At 69.7% G+C, this 15043-nt stretch carries 13 protein-coding genes and 2 pseudogenes; 9 read left to right on the top strand and 6 right to left on the bottom strand.

The features are described from left to right. Positions 1 to 126: 126 nt before the first annotated feature. On the bottom strand, positions 127 to 2247 hold the full coding sequence (locus OG747_RS20720; protein WP_405880815.1) for a protein kinase domain-containing protein: 2121 nt from the start codon (positions 2245 to 2247) through the stop codon (positions 127 to 129). Positions 2248 to 2781: 534 nt separating this feature from the next. Between OG747_RS20720 and OG747_RS20715 the strand changes: the two genes are divergently transcribed. After that, positions 2782 to 3321, top strand: a complete 540-nt coding sequence (locus OG747_RS20715; RefSeq protein WP_405880814.1) for a hypothetical protein — start codon at positions 2782 to 2784, stop codon at positions 3319 to 3321. Here the strand turns inward: OG747_RS20715 and OG747_RS20710 are convergent. Then, positions 3309 to 4286, bottom strand: a complete 978-nt coding sequence (locus OG747_RS20710; RefSeq protein WP_405880813.1) for a hypothetical protein — start codon at positions 4284 to 4286, stop codon at positions 3309 to 3311. The genes OG747_RS20715 and OG747_RS20710 overlap by 13 nt on opposite strands. A 545-nt stretch (positions 4287 to 4831) precedes the next feature. On the opposite strand from OG747_RS20710, the pseudogene OG747_RS20705 reads away from it, so the two are divergent. From OG747_RS20705 to OG747_RS20680, 6 genes and pseudogenes are all read left to right on the top strand, one after another. Beyond that, positions 4832 to 5149, top strand: a pseudogene (locus OG747_RS20705) (PIN domain-containing protein); the annotation flags it as partial. 73 nt (positions 5150 to 5222) lie between these two features. Then, positions 5223 to 6059, top strand: a complete 837-nt coding sequence (locus tag OG747_RS20700) for an alpha/beta fold hydrolase (RefSeq protein WP_405880812.1) — start codon at positions 5223 to 5225, stop codon at positions 6057 to 6059. 22 nt (positions 6060 to 6081) lie between these two features. Next, on the top strand, positions 6082 to 6615 hold the full coding sequence (locus OG747_RS20695) for a TetR/AcrR family transcriptional regulator (protein ID WP_405885614.1): 534 nt from the start codon (positions 6082 to 6084) through the stop codon (positions 6613 to 6615). 344 nt (positions 6616 to 6959) lie between these two features. Continuing rightward, a pseudogene (locus OG747_RS20690) lies at positions 6960 to 7175 on the top strand (phosphotyrosine protein phosphatase); the annotation flags it as partial. Between the two features lie 248 nt (positions 7176 to 7423). Beyond that, on the top strand, positions 7424 to 8074 hold the full coding sequence (locus OG747_RS20685; protein ID WP_405880811.1) for a ricin-type beta-trefoil lectin domain protein: 651 nt from the start codon (positions 7424 to 7426) through the stop codon (positions 8072 to 8074). A gap of 405 nt (positions 8075 to 8479) precedes the next feature. Next, positions 8480 to 9223 (top strand): DUF4232 domain-containing protein, encoded by a 744-nt coding sequence (locus tag OG747_RS20680; protein WP_405880810.1) that lies wholly within the window; start codon positions 8480 to 8482, stop codon positions 9221 to 9223. 59 nt (positions 9224 to 9282) lie between these two features. Here the strand turns inward: OG747_RS20680 and OG747_RS20675 are convergent, their stop codons facing one another. Further along, positions 9283 to 10086 (bottom strand): SDR family NAD(P)-dependent oxidoreductase, encoded by an 804-nt coding sequence (locus OG747_RS20675; RefSeq protein ID WP_405885613.1) that lies wholly within the window; start codon positions 10084 to 10086, stop codon positions 9283 to 9285. A gap of 139 nt (positions 10087 to 10225) precedes the next feature. Here OG747_RS20675 and OG747_RS20670 point away from each other — a divergent pair, with 139 nt between their 5' ends. Beyond that, positions 10226 to 11134 carry a LysR family transcriptional regulator gene (locus tag OG747_RS20670; protein ID WP_405880809.1) on the top strand — a complete coding sequence of 303 codons (909 nt, stop codon included), beginning with the start codon at positions 10226 to 10228 and terminating at the stop codon, positions 11132 to 11134. 104 nt (positions 11135 to 11238) lie between these two features. On the opposite strand, the gene OG747_RS20665 is transcribed toward OG747_RS20670, so the two are convergent. Further along, positions 11239 to 11838 (bottom strand): TetR/AcrR family transcriptional regulator, encoded by a 600-nt coding sequence (locus tag OG747_RS20665; protein WP_405880808.1) that lies wholly within the window; start codon positions 11836 to 11838, stop codon positions 11239 to 11241. 147 nt (positions 11839 to 11985) lie between these two features. On the opposite strand from OG747_RS20665, the gene OG747_RS20660 reads away from it, so the two are divergent. Beyond that, positions 11986 to 13119 (top strand): FAD-dependent oxidoreductase, encoded by a 1134-nt coding sequence (locus OG747_RS20660; RefSeq protein WP_405880807.1) that lies wholly within the window; start codon positions 11986 to 11988, stop codon positions 13117 to 13119. Between the two features lie 96 nt (positions 13120 to 13215). On the opposite strand, the gene OG747_RS20655 is transcribed toward OG747_RS20660, so the two are convergent. Together OG747_RS20655 and OG747_RS20650 are read right to left on the bottom strand one after the other, a co-directional pair. Continuing rightward, entirely contained in the window at positions 13216 to 14190 is a 975-nt protein-coding gene (locus OG747_RS20655; protein WP_405880806.1) for a hypothetical protein, read from the bottom strand. After that, complete coding sequence (locus tag OG747_RS20650; protein WP_405880805.1) at positions 14187 to 14807, bottom strand: RNA polymerase sigma factor; 621 nt, start codon at positions 14805 to 14807, stop codon at positions 14187 to 14189. The genes OG747_RS20655 and OG747_RS20650 overlap by 4 nt, the downstream gene beginning before the upstream one ends. Positions 14808 to 15043 lie beyond the last annotated feature (236 nt).

Raw genomic sequence — 15043 nt, 5'->3', positions numbered from 1 at the left:
TGCTGCGGTGGGACACCTGCGGGTGTGGGATGCCCCCGACACATCGGCTCACAGATGCACACCCCTATGGGGGCGTATGCGGTGCGAGGGATGATCCGCACGGTGCACGGTGATTGCCTCGGCCGGTCAGGTGGGCCCGTCAGGGCTCCGGGAGAAGGCCGTGTCGCCGGCCATCGCCACGATCGCGTCCTTGACGAGCAGCACTCGCGGCGGGTAGCTCTGCACTTTGTCCCCGGGGTCGTCCAGTGCGGAGGTGCGCCAAACCTCCGCTCCGGTGCGGCTGTCCAGAGCCAGCAGACGGCCGAAGCGGTTGGAGAAATAGACCCGCTTGTACGTCGCCGACACCGCGGGCGCGGACAGACTCTCCACGTCCGTCATCTTCTGCCAGAGTTGTTTGCCGCTGTCCGCCGACACCGCGGTGACCGACCCGTCGGACCGGACGAAGTAGACGACGCCGTCCACAAGGGTGGCCGCGCCGGTCAGCGGATGTGCCAGCGGTATCCGTCTGACCTGCCCGGTTTCCGAGGCCACCCGCAGCAGCGCGTTGTACGGCCGTTCGTACCCGGCTTCGTACACGTCCTTCGCGGTCTGGGGGGCGAGGAACAGGGGTTGCCCGCCGACAGCGCCGAGCGCTTCCGCCTTCTTGGGCAGTGCGGCCGTTTCGGTCAGGCTGCCGGGTCCGAGCTTCATCAGCTCGACCGGGGCCTGGCCGGACTCGGTGCCGGCTGAACACAGCGCGTAGGGGGCGCCTCCCAGCGCCGACGGAGTGCAGACCTCGTTCAGCGAGGGCGCCCGCCACAGTTCCTTTCCGGACGGCCCGTAGGCCACGAACGACGAGTAGTCGGGGGACAGGGTCAGCAGTCCGCCGTCGTACAGGACCGCGTCCTGGGACTTGTTGATGTCGCGTTGCCACCGCCGGTGCCCGGTAGCGGCGTCGAGAGCCACCACGCGCCTGGTCCTGTCGTCCGGATCCTCGTACATGTAGACCAGCCCGTCGCGAACGCCGATCGGCTCCGCCCCCTGAGGGCGGGTGCCGGCCCGCCACAGGGTGCGGCCGGAGGCCGCGTCGATCCTGGCGGCTGTGAAGCCCGTACCGCCACAGAACAGGGCGCTTCCCTCTGTCACGCATCCGGGTCTGTCGTAGTCGAGCGGGACACCCTTCACGTCGTACTGCAGCTTCGTGTGCCACGGCCGCCAGCCGTCGGGCAGTGACGCGGCACGGGCGGTGGTGGTGTCCGGGCCGGACACGAAGACAGCCACCCCGATCCCCAGCCCCGTGACGGCCAGCGCCGCGCCGAGGCCGGTGAGCAGCATCCGGGCTCGGCGTCGCTTGCCGGTGCCGGTCGCGGCGCCCGCGGAGGTGGTGGCCGCGCTCCGAGAAGTGGGGTGGCGCCGGGGTTTCGCGGCCTGCCCGGTCTTCGGGGACCCGGTGGCGTCGGATTCCGGCAGCGCCTGGAGCATGCGGTGTATGTCCGTCAGTTCCGGCCGTGCGGCCGGGTCCTTGTCCAGGCAGCGCTCGACAATGCGCAGGAGCGCTTCGGGCACCCCGCCGAGGTCCGGGGTCCCGAACACCACCTGATAGCCGGTTATATACGGGCTGTCGGCGTCGAACGGTCCCGTGCCGACGGCCGCGAACACCAGCAGTGACCCCAGCGAGAACACGTCCGAGGCCGGGGTGACCTCTCGGGGAGAGGCCACTTGTTCCGGCGACATGAAGGGCGGAGTGCCGATCATCCGCCCGGTCGTGGTGAGGCTCTGGTTGTCGGAAGCGCGCGATATGCCGAAGTCGATGACGCGCGGCCCGTCCTCGGTCATCAGGACGTTGCCCGGTTTCAGATCCCGGTGCACCAGGCCCGCCCGGTGGATGTCGCGCAGCGCCTCGGTGAGCCCCAGCCCCAGCGCGCGCAGGTCCCGCTGGCTCAACGGGCCGTCCTTCTCGACGACTTCGGAAAGCGTGAACCCCGGCACGTAGAGCGTCGCCATCCACGGCCGGTCGGCGTCCGGGTCGGCGTCCACCACAGGCGCGGTGAAGGCGCCGCTCACTCTGCGCGCTGCCGCGATCTCCTGCCGGAAGCGCGTCCGGAACTCCTCCTCCTGGGCATACGGCCCGTGCACGAGCTTGACCGCGACCTGCCGTCCCGAGGCGGAGACTCCCAGATAGACGACTCCCATGCCGCCCGCCCCGAGCCGACCGAGGAGGGTGTACCCGCCTATGTACTCCGGGTCCCCGGTACTCAGGGGCGTCATCGCCGATCATCCTTCCCAGCGCCTGCCTGCCTCACGGGGATCAGAGTAGGGCCTGCCGCCCCGGAAATGGAGCCGCGCCTACCACGCATCGGTGTCCCTCTGCCCCTGAGCCGCGCGGTGGGTCTCGGGCCGGTTGTGGAGGTCGTCCGTCGCAGCGACGACGCCCGCGGCTTTCAGGTCCTGGGCCGGTGCGGCTCGTGCGGGGGGATATATCGCGGGCGGGGCGGTGGTGGGCGGGGCCTCCCGAACAGCTCGTTGGTGCACCGAGCAACAACACCATCGCTCCGCTCCGGTGTCGCGATCCGGCGCCGGCAGGCGGCCGCAGTGGTTGGCGAAGCAGAGGTCGCCGAAGGTCGCCGACAACACCGGTACGGACAGGTCCTCCATCCGGTGCGAGGCGGACGCCGGGCTGGTACATGCCTGATAACCGTGGCGGTGGCGAGGCCATCTGGTTCACCATGGGGTGTGCGATTCGACTCCGTTCCCATGCCGGCGACCGTCGAGGCCAGACCTCGTGACAGCCGTGGCTATCCCGTGCCTGCGATCACCCCGTGGGAGGGGGACCAGCCCCAGTTCGCGCTCACCGACTACGGACGCAGCGCCGAGTGCGCGCGACAGCGGCTGTGTTCGGTCTGCAACACCCTGATGCCCAGAGGACCGGTGTGGCGGGTGGTCGGCGCCGCGGAGAGTGCCGCGATCCGCGAGGCGCTTGCTGCCGGGCGGCCGTACCGCAACATGGCGGCGACCCTGGAGGCTCCGGGGCACCGCGCGTGCATGCTCTACGCCTCGATGGTCTGCCCGTATCTGGCGCGCCCCAACGCGCGGCGGGGGCTGACGGCACAAAGCCCGGACGACATGACCGCGCATGTCGTCCGGGGCGCTGTTCGTGGGGACATGGGTGCTGTGGTGGGGTACGGCGACTACGAGTTCGCCGTCACCAAGGCCCAGGTTCTGTTCCGTTTTCTGGATGTGGTCGAGTACCTGCCGCATGACACGGCCGACCAGCACCTGCCTGAGCTCCAGGCTGAACTCGCCCGTCTAGGCAGCCGGTTGGGCGGCGGTCAGCCGCGGTAGGCGGGCAGGCCGGTGTGCTTGGAGACCTTGACGGGCTTGCCGAAGCCGTGGGCGGTCTTCGTGATGGTGTACGTACCGGTGGGGGCGCGGAAGGCGATGGTCTTGCCGTTGGGCGACCAGGTGGGCTCGGTGTAGTTGGTGGTGGCGCCCGGGGTGATGTCCTTGACGACGTTGGTGCCGTCCCTGAATTCCTCGACGAAGAGGTGGTCGTGCCCGTGGACGGAGCGGACGAAGACGACCTCCTCGTTGTCGGGGGAGAGCGCGGGCTCGGAACCCTTGGTCAGCGCGCCGCCCTGCTGACGGAGGTAGTCGTCACGGATGTAGACCTCGCCGGTGTGGGTGTTCTCGTAGACGGACGTGCCGTAGCTGCCGCCGACATTCGGCCAGGTGTTGTTGGTCTGGGGGACGTTGCCGTCTCCCGGGTCGCCGTTCAGGCTGATCTTGGTCGGCTTGCCGTGGTTGCTGGTGGCCTTGACGCCCTCCAGGACGGTGCTGCCGTGGATCTTGGCCGAGAAGATGAGGTTGTTCTTCGCGGGGATCTGGTTCGTCCGGTCGGCGGCGGTCACCTGCCAGGTGGGGTGGGACCAGGTCTGCCCGCCCGGGTTGGCGGCGACAGTGACGCGGTGGCTGCCGTCGGGGTTGGAGACGACGAGGTCGCCGTGCGCGTCGATGAAGGCGGCCTTGCTGCCGCTGGGGTTCCAGGCCAGGTCGCGGACAATGGTGCCGAAGTCGATGGACTTGCCGTTGACGATGACGTGGCGGGTGCCGTCGCTGGTGGTAAGTCCCCTGGGCACGGTGAGTGTGTGGGCGGACGCGGCTGCGGCGACCATCGCGGCGCTGCCCTTGGCATCACCGCCGGAGGACGGAGCAGCCATCGCGGTGGCGGCCGTGCCGCACAGGGTGAGCAGTGCGGCGGCACCCGCGGTGATGACTGCCGCGGTGCTCCGACGGTTACGAGCGGACATCGAGGTTCCCCCAGGGATGTGAATGACGCTGCGATGAGAGTCTCGCGGGAATCGCCCGCCGTCCCCGGAACCGGAACCGGTCCGCTCGGCTCGCTGCCCCTCGCGATGAGAGGAGTCTTCCAACAGAGGATGACGGAGCTGTGCGCTCGCCGTAACAGCTGTGCAATAGCGGGTCGGATGAGATGAAGAAACGTCAGGAACGGGCGCCGTCGCACCGAACCGGCCTGCGTGGGGCAGACGCCGCGCACTCCGACAGGCCGCTGACGAGATCATTCCGGCCCGAAATCGCAGGTCGTCGCACCGATCACCTTCAGCACGATCAACACGATCAACAACTGGACCGTCGGGCACCTCCGGCACCCGTGCAGGGACATCCTGTCCGATGCGTACGGCACAGGCACCCCCACCCGCCGTCCTGGTTCCGCCGCGGCGCGCAGGCGGTTCTCGCGCACCTTCGAGGGGCCGGGACGTGCGCCTCCGACAGCCGAGGTTCGTGACGTGGTTGCCGACGCGGTCCACCGCAAGACGGACTCCGGAACCATCGCGTGATCACCGTCATCGCCGACACGTCAGGTCTCCTGGCCGCCCTGAACTCGACGCACCCGGAACACAGGGCGGCGAACGAGGCGATCGTGGCGGCCGGCCTGCTGATCATGTCGCCACTCCTGTTGGCGGAACCCGATCACGTCGATCACGTCGCCACGCGAGAGCTCGGGCGGGATGCCGCCGACAGCGCGGTTGACGACCTTTGCCGTTGGATGAGCCGGGGCCGAGTCGTCCTGCCGGATATCACAGAGGATCACCTGGGCGCAGCCCAGCCTGTTCGTGTCCGTTTCCACGCACTGGATCTCGACCTCGCCGACGACTTCGTCGTTGACAGATTTGGCTAATGAGATTAGCTTGTAGCTAACAGAGTTAGCCAAGCTGGAGGATGTCATGACCGAGTACCTTGCCGTCGACGGCGGCACGATCGCTTACGAGGTGGCGGGAGCCGGCCCGCTGATCGTTCTCGCGCACGGCATGGGCGACAGCCGCGCCGCCTACCGTGCTGTGGTCCCGCAGCTGGTGGCGGCGGGCTATCGGGTCGCCGCGGTCGATCTGCGCGGCTGTGGCGAGTCCGGCGTCGGTTGGCCGGTCTGGAGCCGCACTGTCATCGCCGACGACCTGCTCGCCGTGATCCGCCACCTGGGCGGCCCGGCCGTGCTCGTCGGCCACTCGATCTCCGGCGGCGCCGCCACCATCGCCGCGGCACAGGAGCCCTCGCTGATCACCGCGGTTGTCGAGTTGGCGCCGTTCACCCGCAAGCAGTCGATCCGCCTCGGCGACCTGCGGGTCAAGCGCTTCCGGCGGGGCATGCTGCGGCTGCTCGGCGCGGGCGCGTTCGGCAGTGTGCCGCTCTGGCGTTCATACCTCGACGTTGCCTACCCCGGCGTAAAGCCGGCCGACTGGGCCGAGCGGCTCGGCCGCATCGACTCCCTGCTGCGCGAGCCGGGCCGGATGAAGGCCCTGCAGGGCATGGGCCGCAGCGCCCCGACCGACGCCGGCGCGCAGCTCGGCAACCTCCGCTGCCCGGTTCTGGTCGTGATGGGCACGCTCGACCCCGACTGGGCCGACCCGCATGCCGAGGGGTCGGCGGTCGTTGATGCCCTGCCGTCCGGCCTCGGCCGCCTTGAGATGATCGAGGATGCCGGGCACTACCCGCACGACCAGTTCCCCGATCAGGTGGTTTCGCTCATGCTCGTTTTCCTCCGCTCGGTCGCCGCTCGTGCCTAGGGCCGGTCTGGACCCGGCGGCCGTGGTCGCGGCCGGTGCCGCCCTCGCCGACGAGGTGGGCTTCGCCAACCTGACGATGGGCTTGCTGGCCGAGCGGGTGGGCGTGCGGACCCCGTCCCTGTACAAGCACGTGGGCAGCCAGGAAGACCTCAACCGGCGCATCGCGGCCCTGGCATTGAACGAGGCCGCCGACGCCGTCGGCGGAGCGATCCAGGGGCACGCGGGCCGCGATGCCCTGGCGGCCGCTGCGCGCGCCTTCCGCGCCTTCGTCCTGGAGCACCCCGGCCGGTACGCCGCGACGATCGGTGTGGAACCGTCCGGCCCGGACGATCCGCTGGCCACGGCGGGTCAGCGGCTGCTCGGCGCGTTCATGGCGGTCCTGCGCGGCTACGAGATCCCAGAGTCCGACGTGGACCACGCCCTGCGCATGCTCCGCAGTCTCTGCCACGGCTTCGCGACGTTGCAGGCGGACAACGGCTTCCAGTGGAGTGCCGACATCGACGAGAGCTTCGAGTGGCTGATCGCCTTCGCCGACCGGGGCCTGCGCGCTGTGTGAGAGATGCTGCCGCCATCGACGAGCGCGGGCAGTGTGCTGCATCTGGATTGGCGGAGAGCTCGATCAGCAGGTCCAGCTTCCGGCCCGCTTCCTGGAGTTCGGCAGCGGTCGCGGTGATGCGAGCACGTTCAGCATGCAATTGTTCGAGCATCTCGGGACCCGTGTGCATGCTTCGATGCAGGACAGGAAGGCCGCGATGACGCGGCCGCCGAGCCCGGCGGCGTAGAGCTGCTGGCTGAGTCGCACCCGGTCGACCGCGGACCCCGGGTAGAGCCGCTGGCCACTGGGCGTGCGCTCCGAGCTGAGGATGCCCTGCGGTTACGGCTGCCTCGTCACGAATTGAGAAGATCCCGACCACCCAAGCCGTCCAAGCGTCGGACGTGGCGATCGCCATGGGGTGCGGCGACACTTGCCCCGCCCTCTCCGGAAAGACGTACCTGGACTGGAAGTTGGACGACCCCGCTGGGCAGGGCGTCGACGCCGTACGCCCGATCCGCGACGAGATCGAGAACCGCGTACGGGGCCTGCTCGCCGACCTTGGTGTAAAGCCCGGCACATGACAGCCGCGACGCACGGCGTGAACTACTGCTTTGCGTAAGCGACTTCGCAGAAGCCATCCGCGATAGCGATGCAGGTCACACGAAATGTGTATCACTATTTGAGATAATTCGGGGCAGAGGTGGCCGGAGTGGCGCCCGGACACCCCTGAGGTGACCGCGCAGCCTCGACTTAGGGCACATTGAGGGCATGACACCCCTAAATTGGACTAGACAATAAACAAACCCCAGGCCGCTGACCTGGTCCGCCGATGCCTCGGGCGGCGCCTTCCCTACAGGGCGGACGAGGCGATGACCGCGGTGAGAGCGGCGACCGTGGTGCGGATCGCGTCGACGGCCATGGCCTCTACGTCCCGGTCAGCGGGGACTTCGACGCCGCGACCGTCGCCGCGGTCAGGGCCTTCCAGACCGAGGCCGGCCTCACCGTCGACGGCAAGGTCGACGCGCAGACCAAGAAGCTCCTGTACGCCCTGCCCCGCGGAACCGCCCAGGCCGGCTCGGTCACGGTGACCGAGAGTGTCAACGCCTTCTCGGTCGCCCGGTGTCTCGACAATCGCGGCTCGGACGTCCAGGTGTGGGGGTGCAACGGCACGGACGCCCAGAAGTGGGCCTTGTACCGTGTGGCCGGCCAGGGCTCTCAGTACCGCGTCGTCAATCGGGGCAGCCATCTCTGCCTGGACGCCGACGCCGGCACGACCGGCCAGAACGGCCAGGAGATACAGGCCACGAGCTGCGACGGGCTGAGTGCCCAGACGTGGCAGCTGGGCGGCGGCGGAACGCTGGTCAGCGTCCCGGACGGCTTCTGTCTGGACGCGGAAGCCTCCACCTCCGGGCAGGACGGTCAGCGGGTCCAGGGCTTCGGATGCGCGGGCAGCACCAACCAGGTGTGGCACTGGTCCTGACGGCCCCGCCGAGGGGTGGACACGACGTCGCCCCTCCCCTCACAGTCGCGTCATGGGCGCGGGCATGCCCGCCCGCGTGGATTGTTGCCTTCGTATGCCCAGGTTCGGCCGGTCTGCCGGTACCTCTACACCCCCTGGCGGGACGCAAAAACCGGCGAGAAGGGCCGGGTGGTTACGCGGGTGACTTCACCGCGTGTGCCTTCAGGGCCCAGCAGCCGTTGCGATGGGCCCGGTCTGTCCGTTTTTCTCCGCTTTCCCGTAACGGCGCGTCAACTCGCTTGTCACAGCGGTGTCTTGGTGCAACTCCGACGGCAACGGATGGCCCGGCAGCGGTCTCCTATGAAGCAACCGAGGCCGCTCAGCCGGAGCGAGCGGCCGATACGACACCGCTTCCCAGGAGTACCGATGCGCGTCAAGAAGATGCCCGCCTTCGCCCTCGTCGTCGCTGCTGCCGGCCTCTCGCTGACCGCGTGCGGCAGCGGCGACGGATCGAGCGCTTCCGCCAACTCCAGCGCGTCCACCGCCGCGAGCAGCTCCACCACTGGCGGCACCTCCACCACTGGCGGCACCTCCACCGGCGGCCAGGGCTCGACCTCAGGTTCCTCCTCGTCCGGTTCCACCGGCTCCACCGGTTCCACGGGTTCCACCGGTTCCACGGGTTCCACCGGTTCCACGGGTTCCAGCAAGGGCAGCGAACTCTCCGCCAAGACCCAGTCCTCGACGTCGGGCTCCATGTGCAAGACCGACCGTCTCGCCTTCAGCGCCTCCGCCAGCGGGACCAAGGACGAGATAGTCGTCAACCTGAAGAACACCGGTTCCACGAAGTGCAGCATGCACGGCTTCCCGGGCGTCCAGCTCGTGGGCCCCGATGGGCTGGGCGACACCGGGCCGGACGCCGCCCGCACCGACGCCTCGGCGCCCACTGTCACTATCGGGCCCGGGGAGGAGACCCGCTTCCTGCTCCGCTACATCCCGGACACCAGCGGCTCCGGCAAGAAGTACACCCGGCTCGCCGTCACCCCGCCGAACGAGAAGGTCTCTCAGATCGTGAATCTCAACGGTCTCGCCTTCACCATCGCCACGTCCAGCGGCAACGCTCCGGACGTCTACGTCGACCCGGTCGGCTACCACGTCGGATCCGGTAAGTAAGCCCAGCAGCCACGCCGTTGCCCAGATGACCGCCCACCACTGACACCCGGCGCCGGCGCTCAGCCGAACGCAGCCAGGGAGACCGGCTGCCACTGGCGCCAGGTGCTCAGACGCTCCTCGTAGAGAGTGGCGACATCGGTGAAGGACTTGCCGAGGAAGATCCTCAGTGGGGGCCGTTCCGCATCGACGATCCGAAGAATCGCGTCGCGGGTCGCGCGCGGGTCGCCCACCTCGAAATCCTGCGCGGTGGCCGCGTGGACTTCGGTGTAGTCCGGGTGCCGCTCACTGTGCCGTGCCCCGCCAGCCAGCCAGTCGGTGGCATAGGGGCCGGGCTCGACGTTGGTGATGTGGATGCCGAAGGCTGCCACTTCCTGCGCCAGGGACTCCGACAACCCCTCAAGAGCCCATTTGGACGCGTGGTACGCACCGATGCCGGGGAATGCACGTACGCCTCCCTCGCTGGTCACTTGCAGGATCCTTCCCGAGCGTTGCGACCGCATGACGGGCAGCACGGCCTGCGTGACCCACATGGCGCCGAAGAAATTGGTCTCCATCTGAGCCCGGAGGTCGTCCTCGTTCAACTCCTCGACCATGCCGAAATGCCCGTAGCCGGCGTTGTTGACCGTGATATCCAGCGAACCGAAATGCGAGGAGGCGATCTGCACTGCCTCGTGCACCGCGGTGCGGTCGGTGACGTCGAGCCGGACCGGCAGTACCGCGTCCCCGTACCGCTCGACCAGAGGGGTCAGCAGGCTGACGTCCCGAGCCGTCGCCGCGACGTGATCGCCGCGTTCGAGCGCCGCTTCTGCCCACTCGCGGCCGAACCCCCTCGAACTGCCCGTGATGAACCACGACTTCGCCATGACTGGTGCGCCCCTTGCGTGAATTGCTGTGCGTGAATTGCTCGCTGTTGCTCCTCCAGCGTGCTGCTGATCCAGGTATTCCACCAGCGAAGGTCTTACATAAGAGACATGCGGTTTTGGAATGTGCCAGGATGACGGCATGGCGGACTTCACCCTGATCGGTCTGCGCGTCGTCCAGGCAGTGGTCGACACCGGATCGTTCACCGCCGCGGCCGACGCACTCGGATACACGCAGTCGGCGGTGTCCCGTCAGGTGGCGGCGATGGAAGCCGCCGCGGGCGCACCGCTGTTCGTCCGGGGCGCCCGCGGGGTGGCCCCCTCTCCCGCGGGCATGATGCTCGCCCGCCGAGCCGCCACCGCCCTCAATGAGATCGACGCCGTCAGCACGGACCTCGCCGGACTGCAGGACCACGTCACCGGACGAGTCGCCATCGCGGCGTTCCCCTCGGCCGCCGCCGTGCTCGTCCCCAGGACATTGGCCCGCCTGGGAAACGACCACCCGGGTCTGATTGTCGACTTCGGCGAGGCGTCCTCGCCCACGCAGCTTCGCCAGCTCCGCGCCCACCGCATCGACGTCGCGGTGATCGGCGTGGGACCGGACCTGCCCGCCTACGATTTCGAGGGACTGCGCCGCGATCTGCTCCTCGACGGCGGCCTTCTGCTCGCCGTCCCTGCCGACCACCGGTTCGCCGGCCGCGGAACCATCCCGGTGACCGAGCTGAGGGACGAACCCTGGATCGTCGGCAAGGGCCTCCGTGACGACCCGCAGTTCGGCGCCTGGCCGACCCTCGACCACCCGCGGATCGCCTACGCCGCCCGCGAATGGCCCACTCGCCTCGGCCTTGTCGCCACCGGTCTCGGCATCGCCGTACTCCCCGAAGTAGCCGCGGCCGCGGTCCCCACCGGAGTCCGCGTCGTTCAGGTCGACGACCCCGCCTGGCTCGGCCGAGCCGTCGTCGCCGTCACGGTCCGCGACCGCTCTCCCGAGGTGACGGCCACTGTGGGGGCGCTGCGCCACGAGGCCGCACAGCTTCGTGCGGCGCCATGACGCTCACTCCTGATGGGAGTGAACGGGCTTGTGCAGCGGGCGTACCCCTTTGTGAGAACGGGCCGCCCTTCCGGGGCCGCGCCGCCTGACGGTTGGGACCGAGGTCAGTCGCGGCCGTCACCGAACCGCGGGGCCGGGGCGCTCCATCCGTGTTCGAGGAGGTCGAAGGCGGCGTCGACGGCTCGTTCGGGGTCGTCGGCGCGCTGGGCGAGGGCGGAGGTCTCCAGGGCGAAGCGGGCCAGGGCGGCGCTGCGCGGGTCGTCGGGTGTGACGCCGAGGTCTTGGGCGATGGCGCGGGCGAGGGCGTCCTGGTGGCGCATCCACATGCGGTGGGCGTAGTCGCTGAGGGCCGGGGTGGTTTTCACCAAGTAGAGGAAGTCGGCGTAACGGGCGTCGGAGTCGGCCCGGATGCGGACACGCTTGACGTGCGCGCACAGGGCCTGGGGGATGGTCGTGCCGGGGGCGCGGTCGCGGACGGCGGTGACGAGGCCGGCTTCCTGGTCGGCCTCCTCGTCGAAGACGAGCGCCTCCTTGCTGGGGAAGTGCTTGAGAAGCGTGGTGGTGGACACGTCGGCGGCCTCGGCGATCTCGTGCAGGGTCACCGCGTCGTAGCCCCGTTCGATGAAGAGGTTCAGGGCGGCGTCGGCGAGCGCCTGGCGCGTGGCGGCCTTCTTGCGCTCGCGCCGTCCTACAGGTGTCGTCATGCTCCCATCATACATAAAGGTATCTGATGCAAAAAGTTGTACCGTTGCACTTATTTAGTGATCGTGCTTTTGTGAGGGGGTGGAGTGGAGGAGCCGGACGCCACCCGACCGTGCCGACCCCTGCCCCGCATACCCGCGACAAGGAGAATGACCATGAACCGCATCGCCGTCATCGGCGCCGGACCCGGCGGCCTGACCTGCGCCCGCATCCTCCAGCGCCATGGCATCGACGTCGCCGTCTATGACTCCGATGCCTCCGCGACCGCCCGCGACCAGGGCGGCACCCTCGACATGCACCCCGACACCGGACAGCACGCCCTGCGCACCGCGGGTCTGTGGGACGGCTTCACCGCCCTGGCCCGACCCGAGGGCGAGCAGATGCGCCTCGTCGCCCGCGACGGCCGCATCCTGTTCGACGCCGCCCCGCCCCAGGACGGCCAGGGCAACCCCGAGATCGACCGCGGGCAGCTCCGCGACCTCCTGCTCGGCTCCCTCGCCCCCGGCACCGTCCGCTGGGGCCACAAACTGGAGCGCGCCGAACCGCTCGGCGACGGCCGCCACCGCCTGCACTTCACCCACGGCCACAGCACCGAGACCGACCTCGTCGTCGGTGCCGACGGCGCCTGGTCCCGCGTGCGCCGCATGCTGACGGACGCGGTCCCGCTCTACACCGGCGTCACCTTCGTCGAGACCGGCCTGAACGACGCCAACACCCGCCACCCGTCACTGGCCGCCCTGACCGGGAACGGCACCATGATGGCCCTCGACAACAACCTCGGCTTCGTCGCCCAGCGCAACAGCGGCGGCCACATCCGCATCTACGTCGGCATGCGCACCCCCCAGGACTGGCACCAGCAGGCCGGCGTCGACCTCACCGACCCCGCCGCCGTCCGCGACGCCCTCCTGCACCGGTTCGCCGACTGGAGCCCCGCCCTGCGCGGCTTCATCACCGACACCGACACCGGCTACACCAACCGACCCCTGTTCGCCCTGCCCGTCCCCCACACCTGGGAACCCACCCCCGGCGTCACCCTGCTGGGCGACGCCGCCCACCTGATGTCCCCCTTCTCCGGCATGGGCGCCAACCTCGCCATGCGCGACGGCGCCGACCTCGCCCAGGCCCTCACCGAACACGCCACCGCCGACGACGCCGTCACCGCCTACGAGAAGATCCTCATCCCCCGCTCCGTCGAAGCGGCCGAGGGAGCCGCTGAAGGCATCGACGGCGCCTTCGCCCCCGACAGCGCCGAGCAGACCCTCGCCCACATGACCGCCCACTGATCGTCAGGAGCAGGAACAACCGACCGAGGGCGCCTGGGGGCGTGCAGCGCCCCCAGGCGCCCTCGGTCGTTCGAGGACCTCTTCGTCGGTCCGGTGTCAGCCGATCTTGTCCGTGAAGCCCACCGCCAGGTACGTCTGATGGGTGGCCTTGCCCTTGCTGGCTCCCGCCGTCCACGTGAAGGTGTACTCCAGAATGGAGCTCGTCTTCGGGTCGACGATCACCCGGCCGACGCTCTTGGCCTCCGCGAACTCCAGGGCGGTTCCGCCGCGCCCGATGCTGTCCTTGACGGTCCCGACGAGTTTGACGCCCTTCAGTCCCGCCATCGCCTTGAACAGCCCTGCCCGCAGTTTCGGGCTCGCCGGGGACTCGCCGAGCAGGGTGACCGCCTGGTCGAAGGGGGAGATGCTCTTGGGCCTCGGCGGAGTCTGGAGCAGCTGGAGCAGCTGCGCCGGGTCCGTGGTCAGCTGGTCCAGGGACTTCCAGTCGAGGTCCTTCGGCCCGAGCTGCCAGTCGGGCCGGCGCCCCTTCTTGTACGCCTTGCCGTCGTTGACGACGTAGAAGTCCATGGACTGCGAGAGGTACGAGTCGCCGACCGTCAGGTGCATCTTCCAGTACTTCCCCGAGGAGACCGACCGGGTGGCGGCCACCGTGGAGATGTCGTTGAGGAAGACGGACGCGGTGTCCGCGCGCGCCTCGCTCCTCGTGCCAGTGCCCGTGTCCGTGCGTGTCTCACCGGTGTTGGCGTACGTCACCGCGCCGACCGCGACCGCGGCGGCGGTGAACAGGCCGACGAGGACCCGGCGGCGCGCGGACATCAACCGCAGCGGTGCGGTCACCGCAGCGCCCTGCTTGCGCCCGGCGGCGGGCCCGGCCTCCTGCGCGGCCACCGCCGCCTCGATCCCCGCCAGCGCCCTGGCCAGCGCCTGTGCCGACGGCGGCTCGACCCGCCCTGCGGCCACCAGTTCATCGGCGCCGGGGAAGTCCAGCAACGCCGCCCGCTCGGTCATGCCGGTCTCCTCCGCGTCCTGCGTGCTCATGCCGGTCCGCTCCACGTCGTCGTACGTACTCATGCCATGTCTCCCGTCACGCTCAGGTGCCGTCCGGCCGGGCGCGTTGGTGCGAGCCGGTCGCGCAGCCGACCCCGTGCCCGGTGCAGCCGCGAGCGGGCGGTGCCCGCCGGGATGCCCACAGCGGCGGCCGCCTCGGCGGGGGTGAGCTGCTCCCAGCTGACGAGCAGCAACACCTCCCGCTCCTCGACGGGCAGTTCGGCCAGCGCCCGGCGCAGCACGGGGGCCAGCGCGGCCGCGTCGAGCCGCTGGTCCACCGCCTGCCAGGGATCGGTGCTCTCCACTCCCGGTACGTCCTCCTGCCGCCCCGCCCGCCGCAGGTGCTGGGCCAGTACGTTGCGGGCCACCCCGAACAGCCAGCCCCGCGTCGAGCCGCGCGAGGGGTCGAACGTGCGCCGCGCAGCGAACGCCTGCAACCACGCCTCGGCCAGCAGATCGTCCGCCGCGCCGGGCATGCGCCGGGCGAAGTAGCCGTGCAGGGCGGGCGAATACGCCTCCACCAGCGGGGTGAACGCCGCCGCGTCCCCCGCCGCCGACCGTGTCAGCTGGGCGTCGCTGTCGCCGTCACGGTCGGGGGCGCCGTCGCTGCGTTCCTCGTGTTGCCGGGTATCCGGTTTCACGGAATCTCCGTCTCCGACCGCCGGACGACGGTCTCACCCTGTACTTGTCATCAAGTCGCGGATCCGTTCGCACCCCCTGGTCCGGCCAGTGCGTCTCGATCCGCTTCAGGTTCACCCGGTTGCGGGCCCTGGCTTCCAGGGGCCCGTAGTCCACGGCCGGCTTCTGGCCGTCCGGCAGCGCCATCCGCGAACCTGGAACACCGGTTCGGTTCGCACAACTTGTTCTCACGCGAGAG

The sequence above is a fragment of the Streptomyces sp. NBC_01384 genome (assembly GCF_045040035.1).
Taxonomy (GTDB): Bacteria; Actinomycetota; Actinomycetes; order Streptomycetales; family Streptomycetaceae; genus Streptomyces.
This window is presented reverse-complemented; position numbering and strand designations above follow the sequence as displayed.